Annotated in this window: 19 protein-coding genes and 4 pseudogenes; 14 read left to right on the top strand and 9 right to left on the bottom strand. The window is 69.7% G+C overall.

What is annotated here, in order from left to right; genetic code table 11:
• Positions 1-11 precede the first annotated feature (11 nt).
• Positions 12-470: an NsdA family TPR-like regulatory protein gene (locus K7B10_RS23620; protein WP_504967664.1), complete on the bottom strand. Its 459-nt coding sequence runs from the start codon at positions 468-470 to the stop codon at positions 12-14.
• On the opposite strand from K7B10_RS23620, the pseudogene K7B10_RS23615 reads away from it, so the two are divergent.
• Positions 367-953: pseudogene (locus K7B10_RS23615) on the top strand (IS3 family transposase); the annotation flags it as partial. The gene K7B10_RS23620 and the pseudogene K7B10_RS23615 sit on opposite strands and share 104 nt — an antisense overlap.
• Before the next feature lie 187 nt (positions 954-1,140).
• On the opposite strand, the gene K7B10_RS23610 reads toward K7B10_RS23615, so the two are convergent.
• Complete coding sequence (locus K7B10_RS23610) at positions 1,141-1,392, bottom strand: hypothetical protein (protein ID WP_229338852.1); 252 nt, start codon at positions 1,390-1,392, stop codon at positions 1,141-1,143.
• A gap of 18 nt (positions 1,393-1,410) precedes the next feature.
• Complete coding sequence (locus K7B10_RS23605; RefSeq protein ID WP_229338850.1) at positions 1,411-1,731, bottom strand: hypothetical protein; 321 nt, start codon at positions 1,729-1,731, stop codon at positions 1,411-1,413.
• A 508-nt stretch (positions 1,732-2,239) separates the two neighbouring features.
• Between K7B10_RS23605 and K7B10_RS23600 the strand changes: the two genes are divergently transcribed.
• The 3 genes from K7B10_RS23600 (at position 2,240) to K7B10_RS23590 (ending at position 4,832) form a co-directional block, all read left to right on the top strand.
• Positions 2,240-2,977: a hypothetical protein gene (locus tag K7B10_RS23600; RefSeq protein ID WP_229338848.1), complete on the top strand. Its 738-nt coding sequence runs from the start codon at positions 2,240-2,242 to the stop codon at positions 2,975-2,977.
• A gap of 116 nt (positions 2,978-3,093) precedes the next feature.
• On the top strand, positions 3,094-3,612 hold the full coding sequence (locus tag K7B10_RS23595; protein WP_229338846.1) for a toxin-antitoxin system, toxin component: 519 nt from the start codon (positions 3,094-3,096) through the stop codon (positions 3,610-3,612).
• 2 nt (positions 3,613-3,614) lie between these two features.
• A complete protein-coding gene (locus K7B10_RS23590; RefSeq protein ID WP_229338844.1) occupies positions 3,615-4,832 on the top strand; it encodes a DUF6545 domain-containing protein in 1,218 nt (405 codons plus the stop codon).
• Between the two features lie 12 nt (positions 4,833-4,844).
• Here the strand turns inward: K7B10_RS23590 and K7B10_RS23585 are convergent, their stop codons facing one another.
• Positions 4,845-5,369, bottom strand: coding sequence for a hypothetical protein (locus K7B10_RS23585; RefSeq protein ID WP_229338842.1), 525 nt, complete (start codon positions 5,367-5,369; stop codon positions 4,845-4,847).
• Positions 5,370-5,913: 544 nt separating this feature from the next.
• Here K7B10_RS23585 and K7B10_RS23580 point away from each other — a divergent pair.
• The 7 genes from K7B10_RS23580 to K7B10_RS23550 all read left to right on the top strand — a co-directional run bounded on the left by K7B10_RS23580 (position 5,914) and on the right by K7B10_RS23550 (position 18,125).
• Complete coding sequence (locus K7B10_RS23580) at positions 5,914-9,315, top strand: ALF repeat-containing protein (protein WP_229338839.1); 3,402 nt, start codon at positions 5,914-5,916, stop codon at positions 9,313-9,315.
• A gap of 160 nt (positions 9,316-9,475) precedes the next feature.
• Positions 9,476-11,050 (top strand): FG-GAP-like repeat-containing protein, encoded by a 1,575-nt coding sequence (locus tag K7B10_RS23575; RefSeq protein ID WP_229338837.1) that lies wholly within the window; start codon positions 9,476-9,478, stop codon positions 11,048-11,050.
• A 224-nt stretch (positions 11,051-11,274) separates the two neighbouring features.
• Entirely contained in the window at positions 11,275-12,837 is a 1,563-nt protein-coding gene (locus tag K7B10_RS23570) for an FG-GAP-like repeat-containing protein (RefSeq protein WP_229338835.1), read from the top strand.
• Between the two features lie 77 nt (positions 12,838-12,914).
• Positions 12,915-14,450 (top strand): FG-GAP-like repeat-containing protein, encoded by a 1,536-nt coding sequence (locus K7B10_RS23565; RefSeq protein WP_229338833.1) that lies wholly within the window; start codon positions 12,915-12,917, stop codon positions 14,448-14,450.
• Between the two features lie 1,160 nt (positions 14,451-15,610).
• Positions 15,611-16,078: a lamin tail domain-containing protein gene (locus K7B10_RS23560; RefSeq protein WP_229338831.1), complete on the top strand. Its 468-nt coding sequence runs from the start codon at positions 15,611-15,613 to the stop codon at positions 16,076-16,078.
• A gap of 821 nt (positions 16,079-16,899) precedes the next feature.
• Positions 16,900-17,061, top strand: a complete 162-nt coding sequence (locus K7B10_RS23555) for a hydrophobic protein (protein WP_229338830.1) — start codon at positions 16,900-16,902, stop codon at positions 17,059-17,061.
• Between the two features lie 80 nt (positions 17,062-17,141).
• A complete protein-coding gene (locus K7B10_RS23550; RefSeq protein WP_229338828.1) occupies positions 17,142-18,125 on the top strand; it encodes an IS481 family transposase in 984 nt (327 codons plus the stop codon).
• 228 nt (positions 18,126-18,353) lie between these two features.
• Here K7B10_RS23550 and K7B10_RS23545 read toward each other — a convergent pair whose 3' ends face one another.
• The 3 genes and pseudogenes from K7B10_RS23545 to K7B10_RS41645 form a co-directional block, all read right to left on the bottom strand.
• Entirely contained in the window at positions 18,354-19,457 is a 1,104-nt protein-coding gene (locus tag K7B10_RS23545) for a S8 family serine peptidase (RefSeq protein WP_229338825.1), read from the bottom strand.
• A 275-nt stretch (positions 19,458-19,732) separates the two neighbouring features.
• Positions 19,733-20,138: pseudogene (locus tag K7B10_RS41650) on the bottom strand (IS5 family transposase).
• The gene (locus tag K7B10_RS41645) at positions 20,138-20,578 is read right to left on the bottom strand and encodes a transposase (RefSeq protein WP_372481447.1); all 441 of its coding nucleotides are present in this window, start codon (positions 20,576-20,578) and stop codon (positions 20,138-20,140) included. The pseudogene K7B10_RS41650 and the gene K7B10_RS41645 overlap by 1 nt, the downstream one beginning before the upstream one ends.
• A 134-nt stretch (positions 20,579-20,712) precedes the next feature.
• Here K7B10_RS41645 and K7B10_RS23535 point away from each other — a divergent pair, with 134 nt between their 5' ends.
• Positions 20,713-21,897: a barstar family protein gene (locus K7B10_RS23535; RefSeq protein WP_229338824.1), complete on the top strand. Its 1,185-nt coding sequence runs from the start codon at positions 20,713-20,715 to the stop codon at positions 21,895-21,897.
• 335 nt (positions 21,898-22,232) lie between these two features.
• Here the strand turns inward: K7B10_RS23535 and K7B10_RS23530 are convergent, their stop codons facing one another.
• The gene (locus tag K7B10_RS23530) at positions 22,233-22,871 is read right to left on the bottom strand and encodes a hypothetical protein (protein WP_229338822.1); all 639 of its coding nucleotides are present in this window, start codon (positions 22,869-22,871) and stop codon (positions 22,233-22,235) included.
• Positions 22,872-22,950: 79 nt separating this feature from the next.
• Here K7B10_RS23530 and K7B10_RS23525 point away from each other — a divergent pair.
• Positions 22,951-23,982, top strand: a pseudogene (locus K7B10_RS23525) (ISAs1 family transposase); the annotation flags it as partial.
• A 202-nt stretch (positions 23,983-24,184) separates the two neighbouring features.
• Positions 24,185-24,318, top strand: a pseudogene (locus K7B10_RS23520) (HNH endonuclease); the annotation flags it as partial.
• Between the two features lie 691 nt (positions 24,319-25,009).
• Here K7B10_RS23520 and K7B10_RS23515 read toward each other — a convergent pair.
• Positions 25,010-26,287, bottom strand: a complete 1,278-nt coding sequence (locus K7B10_RS23515; protein ID WP_229338818.1) for an MFS transporter — start codon at positions 26,285-26,287, stop codon at positions 25,010-25,012.
• Positions 26,288-26,458 lie beyond the last annotated feature (171 nt).

Here is a 26,458-nt window from a genome sequence, read left to right as displayed (position 1 = left end):
GGCGGTACGGCTCAGGTTCCGGCGAGGAATTCGCGGCCGCGTTCGTCGAGCTCGGCCACGGCCCGCAGTCCGCTTGCCCGGAAGCGTGCGAGGTCGCCGCGCATCCGGGAGACCGCCTTGCGGGTACGTACGGATCGGACTCCGTCCATGTGGTCGATGGCCCGGCGCCAGGCGGCGCATGCCTGCTCGATGCTGCCGCGTTTGAGGTGAATCTCGGCGCCCGCGACCAGGTCCAGGGCGACGATCCTCGCGTAAGTGTCCGCGGGGCGTGCTGTGGCGGCCAGTGCGTACTGTTCGGCGGCGGCGCGGTGGTCGCCGATGGTCTCGTGGACTTTGGCGGTGCGGGAGTACACGGATGCGGCGGGCGGCCCCCATACCAGAGCCCAGAATGGCACTTCATCACCGGGTGCGCCTGTCAGCAGCGTGCAGGCGTGTTCAGCGGCGGCCAGGGCGAGGTGGTGCGGCGACATCACCTACATACCCGTCGGCGCGACGTGGCTGTATCTCGCCACGGTGATCGACATCTGCTCGAGGAAGGTCGTGGGCTGGTCGATCGGGGACCACATGCGCACCTCGCTGGTCACCGACGCGATCGAGATGGCGGTTGCCGCCCGCGGCGGCAGGGTCCACGGCGTCGTTTTCCACACCGACAGGGCGCCCAGTACAGCGCGGCCGCCTTCGCTGACGTCTGCCGCCGGCACGGCATCCGACGCAGCATGGGCCGGGTCGGCTCGAGCTACGACAACGCCCTCGCCGAGTCGTTCTTCCAGGGCCTCAAGCGCGAACTGCTCCACGGACGCCGCTGGACCTCAAGGGCACAGACCCGGCTCGAGCTGTTCCGCTGGCTTTCCTGCTACAACCGGCGCCGCCGCCATTCAGCACTCGGCTACCGCACACAAGCCGAGTTCGAACAGCAGCTGATCACGACGCGTACGCTGTCACTCGTCGTATGAAACCCGGTGTCCACTCCCAGGGATCAACCTCACGCTCTCGCCTGACCCACTACGCACTGCGGCACTGACCGCCGCCACCCCCAACGCTCACTGTGTCGACACGCTGGCCAGGCCGGCCTTGCTACCACTCTCGTCCTCGAACCGCCCCGCACCCCGTACGCCCCGTTCGGTAGCGGCCGGAGCGGGTTCAGGCGAGGCGTGAGTCGATACGAAACCGCATCTCGCCCGCCGCCCGGCGAATCTCCTCGCTCTGCACAGTGTCATTGAGCAGGCCCAGGAGTACCATCAACGCGCGCGCCTCGTCGTCGCTGATGAGTTTCAGGCGGGCTTCGGTGACGCCGTAGAAGAGGTGTCCAGCAGATCCAGCCTTTTTCCACGCCAAGGACAACGCGGCAGGGACCCGCCGGTCACCATCGGCGATTCCGCCAGCCGCGTTCACATCCGCCGTCGGCGCGGCTCACAGGGCAGGGCAGGCATCTTGGACGACAAGGCTCCGTAGAACCGGGCGGTCATCCACGAAGCCGCAGTCGTCGAGGTAGGCGCGGGCGGCGGTTTCGCTCGTGTCGAGCGCGGCTGCCACGTCCTTGAGCGGCATGTCGAGGGCGTCGAGTTCGTAGGCGGCGTCCTGGCCGCTCCAGGCGATGACGTACCGCAGGTCGGTGAGGGCCTTCAACGCGACCAGCGGCTCGTGGGTAGCCAGGCCGTCGAGTCGCCGCACGAGGTCGTTGAGCAGACCGGTGAGCTCCGCGGGGAGCGGGACGGTTGCGTTCCGGATCACCGACAGGTGGGACTCGTAGTCGCCGATCGGACCTTTCAGAACGGCTCCGCCTGGCTGGTGATCGCGATTGCGCCGTCCAAGGACCACGCCGCATGCCTGTCGTGGAGCATGACGCGTGGAGGAGTTTTGTTTGCCGATGTGTGCCGGGGCAGGAGCGCCCGTCAGGCCGCGCCCGGCGCCCATTGGTCTCTGGCCTGGCTCGCCCTCGGTTGCGCCTTCGTGGTGTGGTCCTCGTATGAGAAGGTCTCGCCGAACGGCCCCCGCGACGCACGTGAGGAGTACCTGGACGCCACCGGCCCTGCGGCGGGGGCTCCCGCACCCGCCCCCGGCGGCTGAACGACACGCCCCGCCCGGGGCGGCGTACGTGCCGAGGTGGAGGAAGGGCGTCGGGGCTTCGTCAGTCACGGTTGATGGGCGTCAACAGAGGTTGCTTACCTCGCGGTCTGTGGCTAGTGTCGTCCTCCTATGTCCGTTCTTGGCAGCAGCCCAGCAGTTCACCGGAGTGCGCGTGAGTGAGAAGCCCTCCCCGGACCCGGTCGCAGCTGCCAGGGACATCGTTGCGCTGGCGGAGCGGGCCGGGCTCGTGGCCGAGGACCTGCTGCGGGTGGACGGGGACGGCGGCCTCTCCTACGCTTCCGGGTTGCCCGCCGAGCAGGTGAACGCCCTTCTCCAGGGAGAGCCCGTACCGGTGACGGGTCCCGGGCAGGCAGACGACCCGGTGGAAGCGCGCCACCGGCAGGTCGTGGAGCGGATCCTTTTCCTGCGCAGGACGCGGATGAAGGCTTCCCCGGACGGGCAGCGACGGTCCTATTCACTCGCGGAGATCGCCGCGGGGGCGGGGACCAGCGCGCAGTGGCTCGACAAGATGATCAAGACCGGCAAGGCGCCGAACCTGGACCACGCGGCGGGCATCGCCGGATTCTTCGACGAGAGCATCGAGTTCCTCGTCGCACCGCCGGCCGAGGCCCTGGACCGGGTCCTGCAGGGCATTCGGAAGGAGCTGCTGGAACGCCTCGTCGTCAGCCAGGACGAGGATCTCCAGCGACTGCGCAACGACCGCCGTGGCGACCAGATCACACCCGGTCTGGGAGTCGTCGACTACGCGGCCCGCGCTCTCGCCGACGTCCCCGAGGACACGGCGCAGCCCCTGATCGCCCTCATCGAGTCCGTTGCCAGGCGGGCACGTGAGGAGCGGGACCGGGAACGGGGCAACGGACAGGACCGGTCCGGCACGTCTGTCGACTGACGGTACTTTCCACGGTTCGGGGGAACCGCGGGTGTGGGTGGTCATCACGTAGGGACGCCGGGGGCATCGGCGTGCCGGGGGAAGCGAGTGGGAGCACGGTGGGGATTTCCCGCGACATGAAAAGACACCGGGACGAGTTGTTCAACGGCATCGGCCCGGTCGTACCCGATGAGCCCGCCGCCCTGCTCGCGGCTCTGTGCACGTATCTGACGCAGAGCAGCGGGCGTGAAGTGCGCCTCATGCTGGAGGAGTTCCCGCCGGACACCGTCAGCGGACTGTGGATCGACATGGGTGACTTCGACGTGGTCGCGGTCGAGGCGCAGACCTCCCCGCTGCACCAGATCGTCATCCTCGGGCACGAACTGTGGCACCGCAAGGAGGGCGGTTGCGGCGGCCACCACGGCAGTGCCGCCGGTGTCGTGGCCGCGGCACGCATGCTCGGCGAGCGGTGGGATCTCAGCGATGTCGTGGCCCGGGTGGCCGCCCGCACGGACGGGGGCATCGAGGAGGAACGTCGCGCGGAACGGTTCGGCCGGATGCTCGCGACGAAGTTCCGCCCCTACCTGAACGGGGCTCCGGGCCGCATCGCCTCCGACGGCGTGACCGGCCGCATCTGGGCTTCTCTGGAAGGCTGACTGTGGACCAAGGCGTCAATTTCTACATACCGGCGTGCGCGCTGGCCGTCGTGCTGATCGTGAAGTTTCCCGCATTGTTGAGGGGCTGGCGGGTGCCCATGGTGCGCTCCGTCAATCTCGCGTTGGCACTGGGGGGTGCCGCATTGACGTTCTCCGCGCCGCCCACGATCGTCGTGGTCAACAGGCTCACGGGCGTCAGCAACTTCTCGGCCCCGCTGGTCTACGTCATCCTGTGCGCATCCTCCTGCAGCTTCCTGGTACTGATCGAGAACTGGCGGGCGGACTCGCGCCACCAGGCCGCCACGCGGCGCCGCGTTCGCCGCTGGATCGTCGCCTACGGGCTGGTCGGCGCGGTCATCATCGGCTGTTTCGTGCTGGGTGAGGCGCCGGACGAGCGCCTGAGCGACTTCGACACGTACTACTCCTCCACCCCCTTCATCCGGGAGATGATCGCCTCCTATCTGCTCGCGCACTGTGTCGCCGCGGGGGCGACCACGGTGCTCTCCTGGAAGTGGTCCCTTGAGATCAGCAAGGAGACTCGGAAAGACTCGGCCTCCACAGAGGTGGTCTGCCTGCGCAGGGGTCTGGTGTTGCTGGTCATCGGGTTCGGCATGAACCTGTTCTGGGGCATCGTCAAACTCACCGGAGCCATGTCCGGGTCGAGACAGCTCAACGAGGGTGTGGCACCTGTCATCTCGCTCGGCGCCCTCGTGCTCACCACCGGATGCCTCATCCCGGTGTTCGGGCCGCCCTTCATCGAACGGGTCTGGCGCCCGTGGTGGGCCTACAGGGCGCTCAACCCGTTGCGTCGAACGGTGCGCCCCGCGAAGGGCGTCGCCGACCAGCCGGCGCTCCTTGAACTGCCCTGGTACGCAGGGCCGGAGCAGCGGCTGGTCCACAGGGTGACGAGCATCCAGGACTGGATGCTCGGACTACGCCCGTACTTCGACGACGACGTACGGGAGCGGGCCCGCCGCGTGGCCGAGGGGCAGGGGGCGCCGGAATCGGAAGCGGCGGTCCTGGGCCTGGCCGCGATGGTGCGGACGGCGGCGGCCGACCGCGCCCGCGGCGTGAAGGCCGGGACCGAGCGGAGCAACCGCGCGGTGGGTGCCTACCGTGAGGCGGAGGCCGAGTACCGCGACCTCGCGCAGCGGCTGTCGCGCGCCCTGCTCCTCGTACCGGAGCCGGATGCGCACCGCCGTACTTCCGCCGGCGCCTGAGCGAGCCCGGGTCTACTTGTTGGTCCGGATTTCCATGAGGATGAAGTCGCGGCCCTGGCTGTCGGCGCTCTCGCCCACCGGAGTCCAGACGTTCTTCTTGACGTCGAAGGACTGTTCCTCCGTACCGACGGTCATGTCGACCTGCGCGGAGTAGCTGTTGCCCTTGACCGCGTAGACGGCGGGGATCTCCAGAGCCAGGTAGCCCTTGGTGCCGGTGACCTTGAAGCAGACCCTCTCCTTCTCGCGCGACCAGACCTCCATCAGCGCGGGATCGCCACATTCGGCGAGGACGATGTGCCCGTCACCCCGCTTGAGCACGATGTTGCGCTCGGCGAGGATCTTGTCGGCATTGGGGTAGCCGAAGTCCTCGATGGCGAAGCCCGGGCCCTCGTCGGCGACGGGCTGCATGGCGCCTGCGGCCGCGGCTCCCGCGGCGCTGTCCCCGTCTGTGCCCGCGCCGGTGACCGCGAGCCATGCGAGGGCGGCCGCGGAGGTCACCACGGCCATCGTACGCACGAGCGTCCTGCGTTCTTTCATTTCTTCCCCATAAGTAGATTCCGGGCCTTTGCCGGAATGTATGTGTGTCATGCGGATAGGAAGGTCCGCCGCCCATCCAAGTGGACGCCCCTACGTGCCAGTCATCTCGTGGAAGCCCCCACTTCCTTCTGGATCCTAACCGCACAACCAGCGTTTAAATCAAGCCCGTCGAGCAGATGTGACGGCCAATCAGGCCCTTTCGGTCCTTCTGTCGCCCTGCCGCGAGACAGATGAGGAGTGGCTTGCATCACATGCAGGCAGCCTCCGATCGCCATCATCAGCAATATTGATGACGGTATGTCCGTAATTGGGGGCCCACTCCGGGGGTCTTTAGGGGTCGACGAGGCGTGCATCAACCATCGTTGATTTCTCATCAACTTCCGTATGGATAAAGATGTGCGAGTCCCGTAGGGTGATGCTGCGCGCCTGCCGGGCACCGGAACGCCGACGGGCCCCGACTTGTAAGACGCGACTCATACCTTGCTGTTCTGGACCGGGCTGCATTGTCTTGCGGCGCGCCAGGCGTCGATAGCGAAGGACCGTTTTGGACACCATCTATTGGAGTAGGCGGCGCATTCTTGGCGCCATCGCGGCCACCTCGGCCGTGGTCACCACCTCCAGCCTCGTGCTCAATCCCTCCGCGGCATGGGCGGACACGCCCCCGGCCGAGGGGCCCGACCCGTTCCTGCTGCCGGACACCGATCGGGCCAAGGTCGTCAAGGCGTGGATGCTGGGCGGGAAGGCCGTACGCGCCGCCGCTGTCGCCGCGTTGACCGGCTCGGACGCCGACGTGCAGCAGTTCCTGAACGTCCAGCTCGCCGTGGAGACGGCGGAGGACAACCGGGTCGCCGTCATGACCTCGATCGCCGGCGGCGGCAAGGGCATCCGCCGCGATGCCACGGCCGCCTTCGAGAGCGGGGACGCGGCCATCGCCGCCTACCTCGCCGGCGGCTACCGCAAGGCCATCGTGGAAGACCTGCGCGTTGCCACGAGCATGGTGCTCAGCGTGGGCGGCAAGGCCGTCAACCGTGCGGGCAACGCAGCCCTCAACGACGGGGGCCAGGCCGCGCTGGAGAACTTCCTCGACAAGGCGCAATATCCGGCCTGGCTGGAGGACATGCGCGTCGAGGCCGCCAAGCTGCTGGTGCAGGCCGGTCCGGAGATGCAGAAGTACGGCGACCGCGCCCTGTCCGGCACGGCCGAGGACATCGACTGGTTCCTGGGGACCGGCCAGCACATCGCTCGCGCCCGCGACCAGGAGCGCGCCAAGATCGAGCAGCTCGTCGCCGTCGTCGAACGCGAGGGCAAGCAGGCCGAGGAGAAGACGCGTCAGGCCGAGGAGGCCTCCGCCCGTGCCGTCGAGGCGTCCGCCAAGGCCAAGGCGGCGGCGGAGAAGGCAGCCGCCGAGGCGCAGGCGGCGCAGAACGATGTCGCCAAGGCGGGAAGGGCGGCCCGTTCGGCGGGCGCCGCGGCGCAGGGGGCCGCCAACTCGGCCCGCGTCGCGATCAACGCGTCGCACGCCGCGGTCCAGGCCTCCCGCCGAGCCTCCTACGCCGCCGCGGCAGCGAGCCAGGCGGCCGCGAGTGCCGGTTCAGCCGCGGCGGCCGCGTACAACGCCGCCATCGCCGCGTCCAAGGACGCCGGCATGGCCAATGCCGCCAAAAACGCCGCGGTGGCCGCCCGCAACGCCGCGGCCAGGGCTCGCAGCGCTGCGCAGGCCGCCGGATACGCGGCCGAGTCCTCGGCGCGCGCCGCCGGTGCGGGTGTCGCGGCGGCCTCCGCCGCCCGCAACGCCTCCGCGGCAGCGAACGCCTCCGCTTCGGCGGCCGCCTCCGCGGGAGCGGCTCAGGGACAGGCGGCCGAAGCCAAGCGGCAGGCGCAGATCGCCGGCACGAACGCCTCGATCGCCACCAATGCCGCGGGTACCGCGCAGAGTCTGGCGAACGCGTCCGCGGCAGCCGCGCAGACCGCCCGGGACGCAGCGAACAGCGCGGCGGCCCACGCAGACAAGGCGGCGGCCGCCGCGGAGTGGGCGGCGCAGTACGCGGGCCAGGCCGTGGACCACGCCAACAAGTCGACCGAGTTCGCCAACGAAGCCACCAAGGCGGCCAACCTGGCGACCGACGCCGTGGCCCAGGCCGTCACGGTGGAGCGCAGCGCCCGCGACGCGGAGTGGCAGCGCCTCGACCAGGAGAAGCAGCGCGCGATCGAGGAAATGCGCCAGCTCGTGCAGGAGGAGGCCCTGGACCGGGCCGAGACCGACCGCAAGCGGACCCAGGCCGAGCAGACCTCCCAGGCCACGAAGGACCTCATCGCCCAGGCGGAGGCGGCCCTGAAGGCCGGCGACACCACGAAGGCGGCCGCCTTCGGCCGTAAGGCGGCAGTCGTCCTGATGGGGTCCCGGGGCTCCTGGTCGCAGGAGGCCGCGCGCTTCGCTGTGGCCGGCGCCGACGCCGACGTACACGCCTGGATCGACACCGACCGGCTCATAGCCCAGCGGCAGGACGACCGGGAGACCGTCCTCTTCATCGCCAGGACCTCCTCCCCGGCCGTGGCCGCCGCCGCGACCGCGGCCTTGGCGAGCCAGGACCCGGACGCGGCGGCGAAGTTCCTCACCACGGGTGCGATCGAGGCCGCGGTGACCGACAACCGCGTCATGGTCGCCCGGATCATGAACGAGAACCCCGGACGCGGGGTCGCCACCGCCGCCGGCGCCGCGCTGAGCGACGGGTCGGCCAAGGCCGTGTACGAGTTCATCTCCGGCGGGTGCGAAAAGGCGCTGCGGGACGACGACGCGGTCGCGACCGCCACCCTCCTGCGGACCGCGGGCCCTTACACGCAGGCCTTCGCGCAGGCGGCCATGGAAGGGCCGTCCTGGACCCGGCGCAACTTCGTGCTCGCCGCGCAGTACAAGACCGCGCAGCTCGACCACGACTCCGCCACCCACATCGCGGCCATGCAGGGTGCCATCGCCGGCGCCGCGAAGATCGCGAACAAGGCCCAGGAGGACGCCGCCCGCGCCCAGGAGGCGGCGGCCACGGCCCGTAACGCCGCCGCCGAGGCCGTGCAGTGGGCGGACAAGGCCAAGGAGTCGGCCGCGCGGGCCGCCACCGCCGCACAACAGGCGGACGGTTACGCGGACCAGGCCGAGGAGTCGGCCCGGAACGCGCGGGCATCGGCCGACAAGGCGAAGGAGGCCGCTGCCAACGCCCGCGTCGCTGCGCGCTCGGCCACGTACTCCGCCAACCGGGCCATCGAGTCCGCACGCAGCGCGGTCTCCTCCGCCTTCTCCGCGCAGGCGTCCGCTACCTCGGCCCGCGGCTCGGCGATCCAGGCCGGCCAGGACGCGCGTACGGCTGCCGCCGCCGCGAGCTCGGCACGACAGATCGCGATGGAGAAGCGGCGGGTCGAGATCGCGGAGGCCGCCGCGCGGGCTGCCGAGGAGATCCGGAAGGCGAAGGAGGCCGGAACCAACCCGGCGGACGCGCCCGAGCACGACTCCGTCAAGGAGTCCGAGCCCTATTGGAAGGACCCGAAGTGGTGGGCCCATACCTTCCACACCGCGGCCCTCGTCTCAGGAAGCATCAGTGTCGGCTTCACCCTTGCCGGAGTAGGGGCCGGACTCTCGGGGTTCACCGCCCCCGCCGCCCCCTTCCTCGTGGGTGCGGGCGTGTACGCCAGCGGCTTCACTCTCGCCCTCGACGTGGCCAGCACCGTCAGCTCCGGGATGGGCTACGGATGGACCAGCGGCGAGTTCAAGAAGTCCCTCGCCATCACGGCGCTCAGCGCCGTCACCTTCGGCAAGGGCAGGGTCATCAAGAAGACCATGGATTCCATTCCGGAGAGCGTCCTCTCCACGAAGCTCAGAGAACGCTTCGACGGAATCTACGACGCGGGCAGCGAAGCCGTCACGACCATCACCAGCTGGCTCAGTTCCTCGCACTGACGCCGTGGACGGGCCGGATCCCGGCACGAGCACCGCCGCCCCACCCCTGCCGTCCCCGCGTCCGCGAGGCGGCAGGACGCCACCCTCTTTCCGGCCCCGCGCCGATCCGTGCCGGCCCGCGCACCTGCCCGTGCCGGCTCCCCGTTTCGAAGGAAGAAGCATGTTCACACCCCGTCCCCGTACGGCGCGCATCACCGGCCTCCTCGCCGCAACCGCCGTGGCATCGGCGGCCATGACCCCGGCGTTCCCCGCTTTCGCGGTGACCGGGCCCGAGCCCGCCGCCGGTCAGCACGCCTACGCCGTACAGCTCCAGCTCGGCGACGAGGCCAACGGCCGTGCCTGCACCGGCACCCTGGTGGACCGCCTGTGGGTCCTGACCGCCGCCAGCTGCTTCGCCGCCGCCCCCGGAACCACCGTCCCCGCCGGAAAGCCGGCGCTCGCCACCACCGCGACCCTCAGCGACGGCAAGACCTTCGGCATCACCGAGATCGCACCGCGCGCCGACCGCGACGTGGTCCTGGCCCGCCTCTCCGCGCCCGTCGACGCGATCAAGCCCGCCACCGTCGCCAAGGCCGCCCCGGCCCCGGCCGCTTCGGTGACCGCCGCCGGCTTCGGGCGTACCAAGACGGAGTGGGTGACCGACAAGCTGCACCTCGGCGCCTTCACCGTGGACTCCTTGACCGCCACGACCCTCGCGATCACGGGCAAGGGCACCGACGCGATCTGCAAGGGCGACACGGGCGGCCCGCTCCTGGACGCCTCCGGTGCGGTCTCCGCCCTGGCCAGCCGGTCCTGGCAGGGCGGGTGCTTCGGCACCCCGTCGACGGAGACCCGCACGGGCGCCATCGCCGCACGCGTGGACGACCTCGGCCCGTGGATCGGCCAGGTCACCGCACCGCGCCGCGGCGCGGTGAACGAAGCCGGCGGCAGCGAGCGGATCCGTTGGGCCGACTGGGACGGCGACGGCAAGCCGGACTACATCAACGTCGCCGACAACGGCGCGGTCAGCGTATGGCTCAACCATGGCGGGAACCAGTCCGGTCCCAACGGATGGGAGCCCCTGGGCCAGATCGCGACGGGCCTGACCACCGACCGCAACCGCGTGCGCTTCGCTGACTTCGACGGCGACGGCAAGGCCGACTACATCCTCATCAACACCGACGGGTCGGTCAGCGTCTTCCGCAACGAGGGCGGCGACGGTCGCGGCGGCTGGAAGGACCTCGGCAAGGTCGCCGTCGGCGTTACCAGCGACCCGACCAAGGTCCGCTTCGCGGACTGGGACGGCGACGGCCGCACCGACTACCTCGTTTTCGACAACGGCGGCGGCGTCGTGGCCTACCTGAACCGCGGCGGCGATGCCGTCGGCAGCCAGGGCTGGTTCTCCCCCGGCAAGATCACCACCGGGTCGACCAGCGAGCGCGCCCGGGTCCGCTTCGCCGACAGCGACGGTGACGGCAAGGCCGACTACTTCCTCATCAAGCCCGACGGCAAGGTGGACCTCTACCTCAACCGGGGCGGCGACGTCGTCCCGAACACCGGCTGGAGCGTCGTCGGCCAGATCGCCACCGGCCTGACCACCGATCACACCAAGGTCCAGTTCGTCGACTTCAATGCCGACACCCACGCCGACTACGTACTCGCGGGCGCCGGAAACAGCGCCACCGTCTTCGCCTGGAACGGCGGCGACAAGGGCAATGGCTGGATCGACCTCGGCAAGGTCGCCAGCGGAACCTGACCGGGCACCCGGGGCGAAATCCGAGTTCCTCCAGGGGCGAACCCGCTCCCGCCCGGCCTGAACCCGGCCCGCCCCTCCCTGCACCCCGTCGTGAGCGACCGCCTCCTGTCCTGCCCCCGGGCGGGACCGGGGGCGGTCGCCCGTAGCAGCACCCTGCTCCCCTCTGCCGGGCCCGCCCTCGTACGCAGGCCGGCGGTCCCACCACCCGGAAGACCACCTAACCAATGAAGCGCAGCACCTACCTGGCCGCCGCCGTCGTCGTCCTCGGCGCCACCACCGCACTCGGCGTGAGCACCGCATCCGCCACCGCTGCGCCGCTGCCCGCTCCTCCGCTGTTGCGGATCATGCCGCTCGGCGACTCCATCACCGCCGGGGCGGGCAGCGGCAACGGCGCCGGCTACCGCGCACCCCTGTGGGACCTGGTCTCCGCGCAGGGGCGCTACACCCCCGACTTCGTCGGATCCGGTTCCTTCGGCAGCACCGGCGACCCGGACAACGAGGGCCACAGCGGCTACACCATCAAGAACATCCGTGACGGCATCGACCGCTGGCAGGCAGCCGCCGCCCCCGACGTCGTCCTGCTCCACCTGGGCATCAACGACCTCAATTCCCACAACGCCGACCCCCTCGCCGCCTCGGTCGAACTGGCCTCGCTCATCGACCACATCCAAGCGAACGGGCCCGGTACCACCGTCATCGTCCAAGGGCTGCTCCCCGACACCCGCGGCCAGTACGAGCGTACGAACACCTTCAACGCCGCCCTGCGGACTGCGGTCGCCGCCCGCGCCGCCATCGGCCGGCACGTGAGCTACGTCGAGCCGCCGCGTCTGGAGCTGCCGACCGAACTGCCCGACGGGCTCCACCCCAACGACGGCGGCTACCGCAAGATGGCCGCCGCCTACCGCCAGGGCTTGGAACAGGCCGTCACCGACGGCTGGACCCAGCACGCCCCCGCCCCCCGGGCCGGTACCGAATCGGGCGGCACCGGACCCGTGCGGTGGGCGGACTTCGACGGCGACGGGCGCACCGACCAGATCACCATCGCGGATTCGGGGGAAGTCCGGGCCCGTCTCAACCGCGGCGGAGCCGGGGCCGGTGCCTGGCAGGAGACCGGCCGCCTGGCGACCGGAGTCACCACCGACCGCACTCGTGTCCACTTCGCCGACTTCGACGGCGACGGACGGGCCGACTACCTGTACATCGCGCCGGACGGCAGCGTCACCGCCTACCTCAACCGCGGCGGGGACGTCAGCGGCTCCGGCGGATGGGAGCTCATCGGCAAGGTCGCACGCGGCACCACCACCGCCCACCAGCAGGTCCGCTTCGCCGACCAGGACGGGGACGGACGCGCCGACTACTGGACCATCGCGGAGAGCGGAGCCGTCCGCGTACACCTCAACCGCGGCGGAGACCGGGCCGGAGCCGTCGGCTGGGTCGACCTCGGCCAGACCGCCACGGGCACCACCACCGACCGCACCCGCGTCCGTCTGGGCGACTACGACGGCGACGGGCGGGCCGACTACTGGACCGTCAACCCCGACGGCAGTCTGACGACCTACGTCAACCGCGGCGGAGACGGGCACGGCGGCTGGCAGCTGGTCGGCCGGACCGCCTCCGGCGTGACCACGGACCACACCCGCGTACAGCTGGCCGATGTCACGGCCGACAAGCACGCCGACTACCTGTTCCAACAGGCCGACGGCCGCACCGCCCTCTACGCGTTCGACGGCGGCGACCCCTCCCCGACGGGTTGGACCGACCTCGGGGCCATCCCCGCCAGTCCCTGACCGCCTGCTAGGAACGCGGGAGAGCAGCACGCGAAGCACAAGAAGCACGCGAGATGCACGAGAAAGCAGAGCAACACATGTCACGCACCCTCACCACCCTCGCGATGGCTGCCGCTCTGGCAGCGGGGGCCGCCCTCCCGGCTGCTGCCCCCGCGGCCGCCGCCGACAACCCCGCGCCGCCGGTCCTGCGGGTCATGCCGCTGGGCGACTCGATCACCGACGGGTACCAGAGCTCGACGAACGCCGGCTACCGCCTCCAGCTGTGGCAGAAGTCCCAGACAAACTCCCGTTTCCGCGTGGACTTCGTCGGCTCGCGGCAGTCCGGTGCGGCCCCGGACTCCGACAACGAGGCCCACGGCGCCACCATGATCAACGACTTCCGGGGAAAGGTGACCGACTGGGTACGCGCTGCCGAGCCGGACGTCGTCCTCCTGCACCACGGCGTCAATGACCTGGACCGCGGGACCGACAAGGCCGAGGCCCCCGCCCGGCTCGCGGCGGTCACCGACGAGATCCTCGCCGCGCGCCCCGGTGTCACCGTCGTCGTCATGGGCCTGATTCCCATCTCCGGGCCGCCCGGAGTGTCGGCCTTCAACACCACCGTGAAGAACTGGGTTTCGGCCAAGGCACAGGCCGGCGCCAAGGTCCGCTACGTCGACGCGCCCGCCCTCGTACGCGGGGAGATGGTCGACGGCCTGCACCCGACCGATGCCGGCTACCGGAAGATGGGCGACGCGTTCTTCGACGGCATCGACCGGGCCGTCGCGGAGGGCACCGCGGTCCGTACCCACAAGGGGCGGGCCGGTACCGAGTCCGGTGGCGCCGACCGGCTGCGCTGGGCCGATTGGGATGGGGACGGTCGCGCCGACCGCGTCCTCGTGGAGGCGAACGGTTCGGTGCACGTACTGCTGAACCGCGGGGGTGACGGCCGAGGCGGCTGGGAGGACCTCGGTCAGATCGCGACAGGGCTGACCACGGATCGACGGCGGGTGCGCTTCGCCGACTGGGACGGCGACGGCCGCGCCGACTACATCCTGATCTCGGAGACAGGCTCGGTGACCGTCTACCTCAACCGCGGCGGCGACGGACACGGCGGCTGGGGCCTCGCCGACAAGGTGGCGGTCGGCCTGACCCGCGACACCGGCCAGGTCCGCTTCGTGGACTTCGACGGCGACGGCCGCACCGACTACGCCTGGGTCCGGCCCGAAGGCCCCGTCACCGTCTACCTCAACAAGGGCGGCGACGGCCGGGGCGGCTGGCAGGAGCGTGGCACCATCGCCACCGGCGTGACCCCGGACCCGACCCGCGTGCGGTGGACGGACTTCGATGGGGACGCCTACGCCGACTATTCGGCGGTCCGCGCCGACGGCTCGGTGGAGACCTACCTCAACCGCGGCGGCGACGGGCACGGCGGGTGGTCCGTCCCCGGGGCTCCCGTCACGGCGGGTACGACGACGGACCACCGGCTGGTGGCGTTCGCCGACTTCGACGGCGACGGACACAGCGACTACATCCTGACCGCGGCCGACGGCTCCACGAGCGTCCGTGTCTGGAACGGCGGCGACGCCGCCGGCGGCTGGACCGACCTCGGCACCGTCGCTGGCACCGCCTGACCGCCATCAGCCCTGAAATCCCGGCCGGGCTCCGCTGCGGCCGCCTACCCACGGGTTGGCTGGGGCCGCAGCGGTGGGTAGGCGGTGATGGACGAACCAGTCCGGTGAGGCCGGAAGCACGTCGTACCCGCTCAGGCCTCTGTTCCCTTCACGCCGAACGGGCCCAGGGACGTGGCCTGGCCCGTTGACGGCAACCGTTTCGGTCGCACGGAGCGAGCGTCGGGGGGTGGGTGGCGGGGTCTGATCCACTTCTTGTGGAGCTGGCGGACGGGACGCGGGTGGTGCACGTCGACCTGAAGGGGGAAAACGAAGTCCGGCTTCACCGGCCGGGTGTGGGCCGGGGTCCCGAAGCACTACGACCGGCCCGCTCAGTGAAGACCTGTCAGGTACCGGGTGCGCGGTTGATGGTGCGGTGCAGCGCTGCACGCAGGACCATTCCGGTCGTCGTCACCGGGGCGGCGTTCCGGGCGCGTTCTTCAAGAGCTCACACGGGCGCTGGTGACTGCGTATGCCCGCATGATGTGGGGGCGGCTGGCCGAGGGTCTGGAGGTTGCGAACGGCCTGCACCTGTCCGGCCGGCGCGCGGCTCCGGGGCGGCCCGGTGTCACCGAGGTGTCTTCGGAACGCTTCGGTGGTGATGGCCGGCCCGACGGGCCCTGTAGTGCCCTTTGCCGCGGGGCCGGCCACGGCTGCCGCTGCCCCCACGTGTTGAACGCCTCGGCTACCTCGCCGCCTTGCTGGGGCCGGGCCCCGTCTCGCCTTCCCTCTCCGGCCGGTCAGGGTCTTCTCGCATTCGGATCTTCGTGCGTATCTGAACGTGGGTGCGAAGAATTCCGCGGAACGGTTGTTACTTGATCAACTAGTCCGGTTGGGTGAGGCGGGCCGCGAGTGCGCCGGAGAGCATGATTCCGTTTTGTGGCTGGTGGTGCGGGTGGGTGTAACGGTCAGTGAATGTCAGGGCCATGACTGACCGCTATGTGTGTAGTGCGCAGGTGAGTGTGACGGAAATTTCTGGTTTCGGTAACCGGCGCCGGTAGGGGCTACAGCCGGTCGTGTGGCGGGTCGAGAGTGGGGCCCTCGGCTCATCCGGGCCGACACCGCAAGTGCCTTCACCGGCCTGTTTCGGCTGGTGGAGCGCTGTTCTTGAGGGAGCGTCACCCATGGCTTCTGTTTCTTCCTCAGTCCGTCGTATCGCCGTCACCGTTCTGGCTGCCGGGGCCGTGGTCGGCGCGGCCGCGCTGCCGGCCGCCGCGCAGGATGGACACCATCAGCAGCGTCCGCGGGTGGAGATCAGCCGGGTCCAGGCCGACAGCCCCGGACGTGACGACCGTACGAACCGGTCGCTGAACAGCGAGTGGGTGGAGATCACCAACACGACCCGCGACGCCGTCAACCTGCGCGGCTGGACGCTGCGCGACAGTGACGGCAACCGGTACCGCTTCGACAACGTCCGCCTGGCCGGCCGCGCCACCATCCGCATCCACACCGGATCCGGCCGCGACACCCGCACCGACCTGTTCCAGAACAGCCGCGACTACATCTGGGACAACCGCGCCGACACCGCCACGCTGCGCGATGACCACGGCCGCACGGTCGACACCGAGTCCTGGGGCCGGCGCCACCACTGACGTGCGGGGCCGGTTGCTGAAGGGCCGCCTGGACGGCGGGCGGCCGCCAGGCCCGGCTTGTACGGGGTGGGAATCGCTGACTGGCGGGCGTGTGCGGGCCGTCACCCTTGACCGGGTGGCGGCCCGCACAGTCGCAAGCCGGCAGGGGGAGGCGGGCGGTCTCGGGTCCGTCCGGCCCCCGCGGGGGGGCGCAGGATCCGTGCCCGCTCACCGCGCCCGTGCTCCGCAAATGGTCGGTGACGCCCCCAACGATGCGACTTCCCCCACCGGCCGGCCCCCAGCACTCGCGTCCACGGCCGTCCGCGGGCACGCGCGGGAGCGAACCTGATGAGGAGAGCAGCACCTGACCGGCCTGCGCTGGCACGGCAGCCGAAGCAGCCGCGGGACTGGTGGCTCGAGCCCGAAGGGAGCGGCGGTCGCGCCCGGGCATGTGGCGCCCGGCATGCGGTCGGGCCCCGACCCGGGGGGAGGGTCGGGGCCCGAGCAGGGGCCTGCATGTCCGGGCGCCCGGGTCAGTGGCGGAAGGTGTCCTTGACGTCTTCCTTGGCCTGTCGGGCGTTGCCCTTGGCCTGCTCGGCGGTGGCCTTGGTCTTCTCCGTGCCCGACATCGGGACCTCCTCGTGTAGTACCGGATTGGTCGTGACCTGACGCCTGCTCCCGATCGGCGACCGCAAACCCCCTCGCCGCCGACCGGGCGAACCGACTGCGCCATGTGGCGGCGGGCCTCTGCTCCTACCCGGCCCTGCGGATAAGAACCGGGTAAAAGTCGAGCGCATGACCGTCACGGTGGCGGGCACCCGCCGCTGCGGAGGTTGATAACTATGGTTCCCCTGCTTCTCGTTCTCCTGCTCATCCTGATCCTGCTCGGCGCCGGCTTCGCGGTGAAGATCCTCTGGTGGATCGCGATCGCGGTCCTGGTGCTGTGGCTGATCGGCTTCGTCGCGCGTCCGAAGGGCAGTAACGGCCGCTGGTACCGCTGGTAGCCGGGCCTGCGGCACGTCCTAGGTATAAAACTGCCGGACGTTGGTTACACATGGGTCTCCGACAATGACGGAGATCTGCCATGCCCCCTTCGCTGCAACAGCAGCAGGACCGTCAGGCCCAGCATCGCCTGGCGGTCCTGCGCCACGCCGAGGAAGTCACCGGGAACGTCGCGCTGACCTGCCGCTACTACGGCATCAGCCGCACGTGCTTCTACAAATGGCTGCGCCGCTACCAGGATGAGGGCCTCGAAGGCCTGAGGGACCGCTCCAGCAAGCCCCACCACTGCCCCCACGCCACCGAGGCCGACGTCGTCAACAAGATCGTCTACTTGCGGCAGCACTATCACTTCGGCCCGATGAAGATCAAGATGTACCTCAAGCGATACCACGACATCGACATCGCCTGCTCCGCCGTCTACCGCATTCTCAAGAAGCTCGGGATGAGCCGCCTGCCGGCCTCTCAGCGCTACAAAAGGAACGACAAGCGTTACACCCGCTACGAGAAGCAGCAGCCCGGCAACCGAGTCCAGATCGACGTAAAATTCATCGAGCCGATCGGTCTCCCGGAGCAGGCGTCAGCCGCGGCACCGGTCACCGCAACCCTGCCCAAGTGGCGGCGAGCGAAGTACTACCAGTTCACCGCTATCGACGACTGCACCCGGCTTCGGGTCCTGCGGATCTACCCGCGATGCGACCAGAAGACCGCCGTGCAGTTCCTCGACTACGTCCTGGTGCGCCTGCCGTTCCGCGTCGAGGTGATCCAGACCGACAACGGAGCAGAGTCCCAGTCCGCCTTCCACTGGAACGTCCTCGACAAGGGCATCGCCCACACCTACATCAAACCGGCGTCACCGCACCTCAACGGCAAGGTCGAACGCTCCCATCGCATCGACGCCGAGGAGTTCTACCGCATGCTCGACGGCGTAGTCATCGATGACACCGGCGTCTTCAACGACAAACTCCGCGAGTGGGAGGACTACTACAACTACCACCGCCCCCATGGCGCCCTCGGCGGCCAGACACCCTACGAACGCCTCAAGCAGAAGGCCCAGACCCCGGTGTAATCGAGCTGCGGCAGTTGCACATCTAGGGGGCAGGAGTACCGCCCGGCGCCGGAACGTCACCCTCGGGCCGTGCGGACTCCCCGCATGGGGGGGCATTGGTAAGAACCGTGACACCAGCCGCAAACGGTGATGGCCCCCAGCATCGGCCCCCGCACAGGGGAGGCCCCACCCGGCATCAGTCGGGGCCTGCCCTGTCAGGCGGCAGCCGTGGGGGACATGGGTGAAGGATCAGCTTCGGCGGCGCTTGACGATCAGCGTGCCGACGAGGCCGAGGCCCGCGGTGACGACGGCGCCGAGTGCCAGCCACTGCCAGGGCAGGCCCGCAGCCGCAGCCGCAGCCGCAGCTTCCGCTGGCGCGTCAGCTGTCTGGCTGGGGGCGGGGGTGGGGGTGTTCGTGGGGGACGGGGCCAGGGGGTCGACGTCGGGTGCCCCCGGGTTGCCTGCCTTTTCCAGCAGCACCATGCGCGGGCGTGCCGCCCCGTAGCCGATCCAGTCGGTGCGCTTGGAGCCGTCATCGGAGCTGCCGGCGGTCTCGATGAGGACGCGGGCGACTTGGTTTGCGGTCCAGTCGGGGTGAGCCGACCATACGAGCGCGGCGGAGGCGGAGGCCAGGGCAGTGGCGTACGAGGTGCCTCCGTCAGACACGCACCAGCCGGTGTTCTCCTTGCAGCGGGTCCGGGTCTTGCTGCCGTATGCGGCCAGGTCCGTGTCCGGCCCGTGGGAGGAGAGCTTCAGCGGCATCCCCGTCTCGTCGATGGCTCCTACGCCGATGACTCCCGGAATCATGGCGGTCAAGTTGTTCGCGTTGTTGCCCTCGCCCTCATTTCCCATGGCAGCGAGGACGAGTACCCCCTTGCTCTGGGCATACTGGACGGCCGCCTTGATCTTTTCGAAGACGTAGTAGTCGCCCCAGCTCAAATTGATGATCTTGGCTCCGTGGTCGGCCGCGTACCGGATCCCCTGGGCACCTTCGGCGCCTGCGGCAAAGCCCATGGCCGTGCCGAGGCTGGTGCGGACGGGCATGACCTTGGCGCCGGGAGCCAGACCTTTCGGGGCGCCTCCTGTGCCGTCACCGACGATCGCCGCGGTCATGGTGGTCCCGTGCCCGTCGACATCGTCGTGCGGCGAGTACTTCTTGTCCGGCTCGTCGACCGGCGGCGAGATCATCGACGCGCCTGGAAGGACGGACTCGCTCCGCACGCCCGGGACTTCCTTGAAGCCGCTGTCGACGACGGCCACCGTGATGCCGCTGCCGTCCGCGACCTTCCACATCTCCTGAGCCTTCATGGGCGTGAGGTAGTCCGGCGGGTCCGTGTCGGCTGCCGCAGGCATCACCGATCCTGCGCTGACCGCCAGCGCTGCGACGGTGATGCCCGCCGTCCTCCGCCACGACCTTCGGCGTACGGTGCCCTGCATTCCTGCCCCCTTGTGTACATGCGCTGTAATCTCGCGCGGACCTACCTCATCACACGGGGCGCCGACCGCCTGAGGAGGGATCGGTATGAACCGTGTCACCAGGAGCAGCTGTCGTTCATCAATCGCTCTCCCTGGGCTCGCCGGCGGTCTGCTTGTGCTGGGTAACGATCTCGGTCGGCTTATTGATCATTTCAGAATGAGGTTCTGAGTCGTCGCAAGCAGATGATGCTGCATGCGAGTTGAAGCAGTCCGAGGTGGAGGTCGGCTCGTATCTCGTAGCGGATGCTGAGGCGTTTGAACTGGTGGAGCCAGGCGAAGGTTCGCTCGACGACCCACCTGGTCTTGCCGAGGCCGGATCCGTGGGCGGTGCCCTTGCGGGCGATCTTTGGTGTGATGCCGCGGGCGCGGAGCAGGCGTCGCTACTTTGTCGTAGTCGTAGCCTCGGTCGGGGAACAGCCGCCGTGGCCGGTGGCGGGGCCGGCCGACCAGGCCGCGGATGCGGGGGATGGTGTCCAGCAGGGGCATGAGCTGGGTGACGTCGTGCCGGTTTCCGCTGGTCAGAGACACAGCGAGGGGTGTTCCGTGGCGGTCGGTGATCAGGTGGTGCTCGCTGCCAGGCCGCGCGCGGTCGACCGGCGAAGGTCCGGTGTGAGCCCCCCTTTCAGGGCCCGGACATGCGAGCCGTCGATCGCGGCGTCGTCCATGTCCAGCAGACCTGCCTTGCGGAGTTCCGCGAGGAGGATCGCGTGCAGACGGGGCCAGACGCCGGCCTCGGTCCAGTCCCGCAGGCGCCGCCAGCACGTCACCCCGCTGCAGCCGATTGCCTCGGTCGGCACGTCCGCCCAGGTCACGCCCGTGCGCAGGACGTAGACGATCCCGCGCAGAGCCGCACGATCATCCGCCGGCAGCCGGCCCGGATATCGCCGACGCCGCGGCGGTCGAGGCGGGAGCAACGGGGCGACGCGATCCCACAGGTCATCAGGTACAAGATCATCCGACACCTGCAGCACTCTGCCGCCCAGCAGCCCAACTGCCAAGCCCCTGAGCCAAACTCATTCTGAAATGATCAGTTACATCTGCCATACAAGAACTGACTGGCCCTTCCGGCAGGCCGGGGAACGTTGCTCCGTATCGTTGACCCGCCAAGTCGGTTCAGCTTTTCGGAGGCTTCGTGCGGGTCGAGGACCATGCCACGTGGGATCAAATCTTTCCGGTCAGATACCTTCTGACCCGCCAGGACGCTGACCTTGAGAGCGACTTCTGGGGGCGGTGCGCCGATGTCGAGGGACTGTTCGCCGACCCGGTGCCGCCGCCACGTGAACTCCTGACTCTGCGCGGGTGCACGCCCGCAGGCCCATGGCACGATGTGCTCGCCTTCCCTGACGAGGCCACCCGGTCTTTGGGCAATCTGGACGTCGACATCTCAGATGAGAAGGGCCCTCAGTTCGCCTGGACCCTGGTGGACACGGTCGTCATCTCGCACTCGCCCAACGCGACCGATCCGGACCTCGTCGACGTCATCGTCGGCACTGGCGTGATCGAACACAGCGAGGTCTGGCCCGGCTCCGGCCCTGGCACCATGCCTGCCGTTCCGCGTTTCGCGGTAGCCGAAGAGGACTACAGGGGCGGGCCTATCGGCGAATGCCACAGCATCGACGGTCTCCTCGCCCCGCGCAAAGTCCGCCCAGACATCCCCTTGCAGCTCATTGGCTGCGAGCCCGGCGAGCGACTGCTCGCCGCCCTGCGCAACCCGCAAGCCTGGACCCAGGAGTGGGGGGTACTGGTGGCACTGGACCGGTTCGGGCGGGAGATGGGGTCCCATTGGGTCCGTCTCGAGATCGCCAAGGTCAGTGCATCCGTGCTGGGCGGGTCCCTGATCGACATCACCCTCGCCGACGGAGGGGACGACGATCGACCCTCGCTGGGTGCCCGACGCATCTGGGAGACCTGGTACCAGGGCTTCCCAACGACGCCCAACCAGTGGGCCTCACTGGACACGGGGGGACGAGCTGAGTGGCTCGACCTGATACGCCCTCTTCCAGGCGGCGAGCCGGATCGGACCGGGGGGACCCATCACCTTGAGGGACGATTCATCACTGACAAGCCCGGCTTGTATTGCGCGCTGGGCGAAGCACTCATCGGTCCCGGTCGCTGGTTCGGACGGGGGCTGGACGATCTCAATGACTGCCTGGGCGGCCAACGCGGCGTCATCGGGCCCTTCACCTTGATCTGGCACGACGCCGACATCGCTCGCCATGCATTGAACTTCACCACCGACCACGGCAGAAAGCTCACCTACTTCGAGGAAGCCGTGCAACTCCTCGAGAGCCGCGGCGTCACCGTTATCCTCCGGTGAATCCACCGACCACCTGGCGAAGCAGCACCACTCTGATGGGACTGCCGAACCGGCCACACGAATACCGCGCGGTTCGAATGACGCTCCCCGCCAGCTGGCAGGGCCTCGGCGTTCTTGCATGATGTCCGTTTTGTGATTACGCGAGGCTGAGCAAGGTGAGCGGTCAGCGCGGAGAGCGGGCGTTGCGGCGGAGGGCGGCTGCGATGTTGGTGGGCGCCGGTCAGCTTCAGGGCGCCATGGTCAGGTTGCGCCACGAGCTGCTCTGCGCCCTCGGCCTGCCGGGCCGCTCCGCCCGGCTGCGGGGGAGGATTGACGGTGGTGAAGCTGGTCTGGAGTCAGCTATCTGAGCCGGCTGTTGTGGGCCAGAACTCCGGTGGGCTTGTGCGCGGGTCAATGGCGCGAACCCGGTTCTGCAACCGGGTCCTCCTACGTGGCCCGCGCAATATCTCTTTCAACTCAGCCCGCATCGCGTCCTCTAGCGCAGACAGCCCGTTGCCCAACTGCGCCGCGATGCCGCTCTCCTCCACCGACACGCGCCTGTCGCGGAGTTGGGCCTCAACAGCTGCGAAGGTGGCCTGCACCTCGTCGAGCGCCAGTCGTACCGGTTCCGAGGCGATCAAAGAAGCCTCCACTGACCACTTCAGCGCCGATCGGCGCAGACCTGCGAGATCGTCTGTTCCAGTCCCCGCGTCCAACAGTGCCTCGCGCCACTGCCGGAAGACCACCAGCAGATCTCGAAACAGCGGCTTCTTGTCGGCAAGCCACCGCACCTGCTCCTGGTGGGTGCGTTCCTCTCGCTGCATCCGCGTCTGCGCGCGCTGGGCAAGCCACGCTCCGGCGAATCCTGCGAGAGCACCAACCGTTGTCCCGAGCAGTCCAGTCAACGCAGCATCCACACCGCGCTTTTTATCACACCCCATTGCCGAGGGCTTCGGCGTACTCTGCGGCATCTGGTTCATGACGGTCTGTTGCACTGGCGATCCCAGGAACGAGAGCAGGCACGGGTTCCAAGATCATGGAGTTCTCGACGCCCCGTGAACCGAGTGGAAGACCGTGCCTGCCGACGCATCATCGCCGATCCCGCCTGCTCTTGAACAGCTCCGCCAGCAGCCCGAGCCCCGGCCTGAGGAGATCCCCGGGTTGCTGGAACGGCTCGCGGAGGTGCCAGACCCGCGTGATGCGCGCGGGGTCCGCCACACTCTGGCTGTCGTGCTCGCCCTGACCGCGTGCGCCGTGTTGGCCGGGGCGACCTCGCTGCTGGCGGTTGGCGAGTGGATCGCCGACGCCCCGGCCCACGTGCAGGAACGCCTCGGCCTCCGCCCCGACCCGCTGATGCCGGGACGGCTTCTGCCCGCAGAGTCGACGGTCCGCCGGCTGTTGGCCCGCATCGACGGGGACACCCTGGACGGGGCGGTCGGCCACTGGCTCGCAGACCGCCGCCCGAAAGCACAGGCGGCCGTCGGCCTGCGCGGTGTGTCAGTAGACGGCAAGAGCCTGCGTGGCGCCGCCAAGGCCGAAGGCCGCAAGATCCATCTGCTCGCCGCCATGGAGCACACCACCGGCCTGGTCCTGTCCCAGCTCGACGTCGGCGAAAAGACCAACGAAATCACCTGCTTCCGGCCCCTGCTGGATGCCGTCATCGACCTCGCTGGGACGGTCGTCACCAGCGACGCGATGCACACCCAGCGCGAGCACGCCGAGTACCTCCTTGGAAGGCGGGCTCACTACATCGTGATCGTCAAGGGCAACCAGAAGAGTCTCCGCAAGCAGCTCAAGTCCCTTCCCTGGAAGGACATCCCGCTCCAGGGCCGCACCAAGGACACCGGCCACGGACGCTCGGAGATCCGCCGGATCAAGGTCGCCACCGTGAACAACCTGCTGTTTCCGGGAGCCCGGCAGGCCAGCCAGATCAAGCGGCGCCGCACCAACGGGAAGACCGGTAGGACCACCATCAAGACCGTCTATGCCGTCACCAGCCTCACCGCCGACCAGGCCAGCCCGGCCCGGCTCGCCCAGCTGATCCGCGACCACTGGAGCATCGAGGCCCTGCACCATGTCCGGGACACCACGTTCGCGGAGGACGCCTCTCAGCTGAGGACCGGTAACGCGCCGCGAGCGATGGCGACCTTGCGGAACCTGGCCATCGGCGCCCTGAAACGAACCGGCGTCACCAACATCGCCGCCGCCCTCCGCCGCAATGCCCGCGACCCACGACGCCCACTCGCACTCCTCGGGCTTGCCTGATCACAAAAGGGACATCACCTGACTACGCCGAAGCCCTGCGCCAGCTGGGGCCTCGGCGTGGACGGCAGTGCGCCGGGAGGCGTACGCGAACGACCAGGGCCAGGCGGCCTCCTGGTCGCGGTGACGGCCCGCTCGAACCGCAGCAAGGCGGACCAGGACCCGGCGCAGCAGGGGCCAGGAAGGCCCCTTACGGACAGTACGGATCTGCCGGGCTGGTCCGTAAGGCATTGGACGTGTGCTCGCTCAACGACTGCGGGGGTCCGGCCCCGGTGTCCTGGTACGCCGAACACGGTGCCCCCGCTGGCCCGGTGTTTGAGTGGCATCCTGGCGGCGGACGGCGGTGTCCCCCCATCCGCTCAGGGTGCCCAGTCCGCGCCGAGCTCGGCAAGCGCGGCGAGCTGGTCGCCGTCGAGCCGCTCACGACGCTGCTTCTGATTGACGATCCATACACCCGTGCGATGCTGCGACCCATCGGGCAGAACCTCGACGTGTCCTTGGCCGGGCAGCCCTCTGCCTTCACGTTCCTGGTGCTGCGTGAGCCAGGCGGGGACGGGGGAGGTGAAGCCGAGCTTGTCCCGGCTGGACCAGACCTCGCGGGGCAGGCCGAGGGCCTTGGCGGCGTCCCGCAGGACCGGGTAGCCGGTGGGAGAACTCGATCAGGTCGCGGGCGAGGTAGGGGGACCGGCGTTCGAGCGCGCAGGCGGAGGCGAGCTTGTCGCTGGTCATCACCAGTGGCCTCCAGATCCGCCGCATCGAGCTGCGCGAGGCCACCGCGGCGGGCTCGGACGCGGAGTACCGCGAGGAGGACTTGCGGTGAACTCCGCCGTCGCGTGATCCTCGTCCGCCGGGGTCTTCTCGCAAGACCAGGTCAGTCCGGGTCCCCGGTGGCCTGGAGGCGGCGCAGGGCCAGGATCAGGTTGCCGCTGCCGAACGTCGCGAGCGCGGCGACGCCCCACAGGGTCGCCGCGACACCGGCCCGGTCCAGCACGGCGCCCGCGGCCAGGAAGCCCAGCGGCCCGGCCAGGGTGCTGATCGTGACCACGGCCTGCAGCACCTTGGGCCCGAAGCCGTCCGGCAGCCGGGCGGAGAGCAGGCCCATCAGCGGCGCGTTCGCCAGTGGCGCGGCGGCCGATGACAGGCCGACGGCGGCGACGAGCACGCTGGCCGGCACGGGCACCAGGAGCGTCCACAGGGGCAGAGCGACGCAGACCAGGGCCGTACAGGCGAGTCGTACGGGGGCGACCCGTGCCGCCAGCACATAGGCGGCCACCGAGCCCACCAGGCCACCGGCGCCATAGGCGGCGATCAGCAGGCCGCCGACCCTGGCGTCCCCCTCGAATCGGGTGAACGCCAGCACGGGCATGGTGATCATCTGGGTTCGCAGCATCAGCCCGAACACCACGGTGGACAGCATCGCCCGGCTCAGGAACCAGTCGCCGCGCAGATGCCGCACCCCCGCCCACAGGCCGCGGGGCCCGGCCGCGGACCCTCCGGCCCCGCCACCCCCTGCCGGGACGCGGCGCAGCAGCAGCAACCCGGAGAAGGCGAACGTGGCCGCGTCCAGCCATATCACCGATGTGGTCCCCACCAGCGGGATCAGCGCGCCCGCGAGCGCTGGTCCAACGAACGCCGAGCCGTTCGTCACACCTGCCAGCGCGCTGTTGGCGCGGGCCAGAGAGCGGGCGTGGGGGCTCAGCAGTTCCATCGCCAGCACCCGCTGTGCCGCGTGGTACGGAACGGCCAGCGCCCCGAGCGCCGTGACGATCGCCATGAGGACGGCCAGATTGAGCGCGCCCAGGGTCTGCAGCAGCGGGATCAGCGCCACCACCGGAGCGCGGGCGAGATCGGAGATGACCATGGTCCGGCGGGCGCCCAGGCGCTGGATGACCTCTCCGCCCGCGAAGCCGAGCAGCGCCATGGGCAGCACCTGGCCAGCGAAGACCAGGCCCGCCCGGGTGGCCGAGCCGGTGGTCTCCAGCACCAGCCAGGGCAGCGCGAGCATGGTCATCTGGGTGCCCAGCGCCGTCACCGCGCCCGCGGCATAGACCGCCGTCAGCGCACGGCTCGGCCTGCCACCCGGTGTGCCGTTCGGCGCTCCGGCGGGTGGGACGGGGGCTGTGCCGGGCTGGGTCGCCGCGATCGTCATCGGGTCGCCCCTTTCTCCTCGGTGGGTCCGGACCATGTGGTCGCCCCCGCACCCTGTCGCCCGCCCACCGTCCGGTGCCAGGGAGGGACCGGCAGGAGCCCACTGCCGGTGCCGCTGCGCTTTCTTCCCTGCCGCGCAGCCCGCCCGTCCGGCAGTGTGATGGCCGTCGGA

Origin of the sequence: Streptomyces flavotricini (assembly GCF_020639365.1) — a bacterium.
GTDB classification, from domain to species: domain Bacteria; phylum Actinomycetota; class Actinomycetes; order Streptomycetales; family Streptomycetaceae; genus Streptomyces; species Streptomyces flavotricini.
This window is presented reverse-complemented; position numbering and strand designations above follow the sequence as displayed.

Coding starts and splice junctions, on each gene's coding strand:
- K7B10_RS23620 (WP_504967664.1), bottom strand. CDS start 470: ATGTCGCCGCACCACCTCGCCCTGGCCGCCGCTGAACACGCCTGCACG.
- K7B10_RS23595 (WP_229338846.1), top strand. CDS start 3,094: ATGAAAAGACACCGGGACGAGTTGTTCAACGGCATCGGCCCGGTCGTA.
- K7B10_RS23585 (WP_229338842.1), bottom strand. CDS start 5,369: ATGAAAGAACGCAGGACGCTCGTGCGTACGATGGCCGTGGTGACCTCC.
- K7B10_RS23575 (WP_229338837.1), top strand. CDS start 9,476: ATGTTCACACCCCGTCCCCGTACGGCGCGCATCACCGGCCTCCTCGCC.
- K7B10_RS23570 (WP_229338835.1), top strand. CDS start 11,275: ATGAAGCGCAGCACCTACCTGGCCGCCGCCGTCGTCGTCCTCGGCGCC.
- K7B10_RS23565 (WP_229338833.1), top strand. CDS start 12,915: ATGTCACGCACCCTCACCACCCTCGCGATGGCTGCCGCTCTGGCAGCG.
- K7B10_RS23560 (WP_229338831.1), top strand. CDS start 15,611: ATGGCTTCTGTTTCTTCCTCAGTCCGTCGTATCGCCGTCACCGTTCTG.
- K7B10_RS23555 (WP_229338830.1), top strand. CDS start 16,900: ATGGTTCCCCTGCTTCTCGTTCTCCTGCTCATCCTGATCCTGCTCGGC.
- K7B10_RS23550 (WP_229338828.1), top strand. CDS start 17,142: ATGCCCCCTTCGCTGCAACAGCAGCAGGACCGTCAGGCCCAGCATCGC.
- K7B10_RS23545 (WP_229338825.1), bottom strand. CDS start 19,457: ATGCCTGCGGCAGCCGACACGGACCCGCCGGACTACCTCACGCCCATG.
- K7B10_RS23515 (WP_229338818.1), bottom strand. CDS start 26,287: ATGACGATCGCGGCGACCCAGCCCGGCACAGCCCCCGTCCCACCCGCC.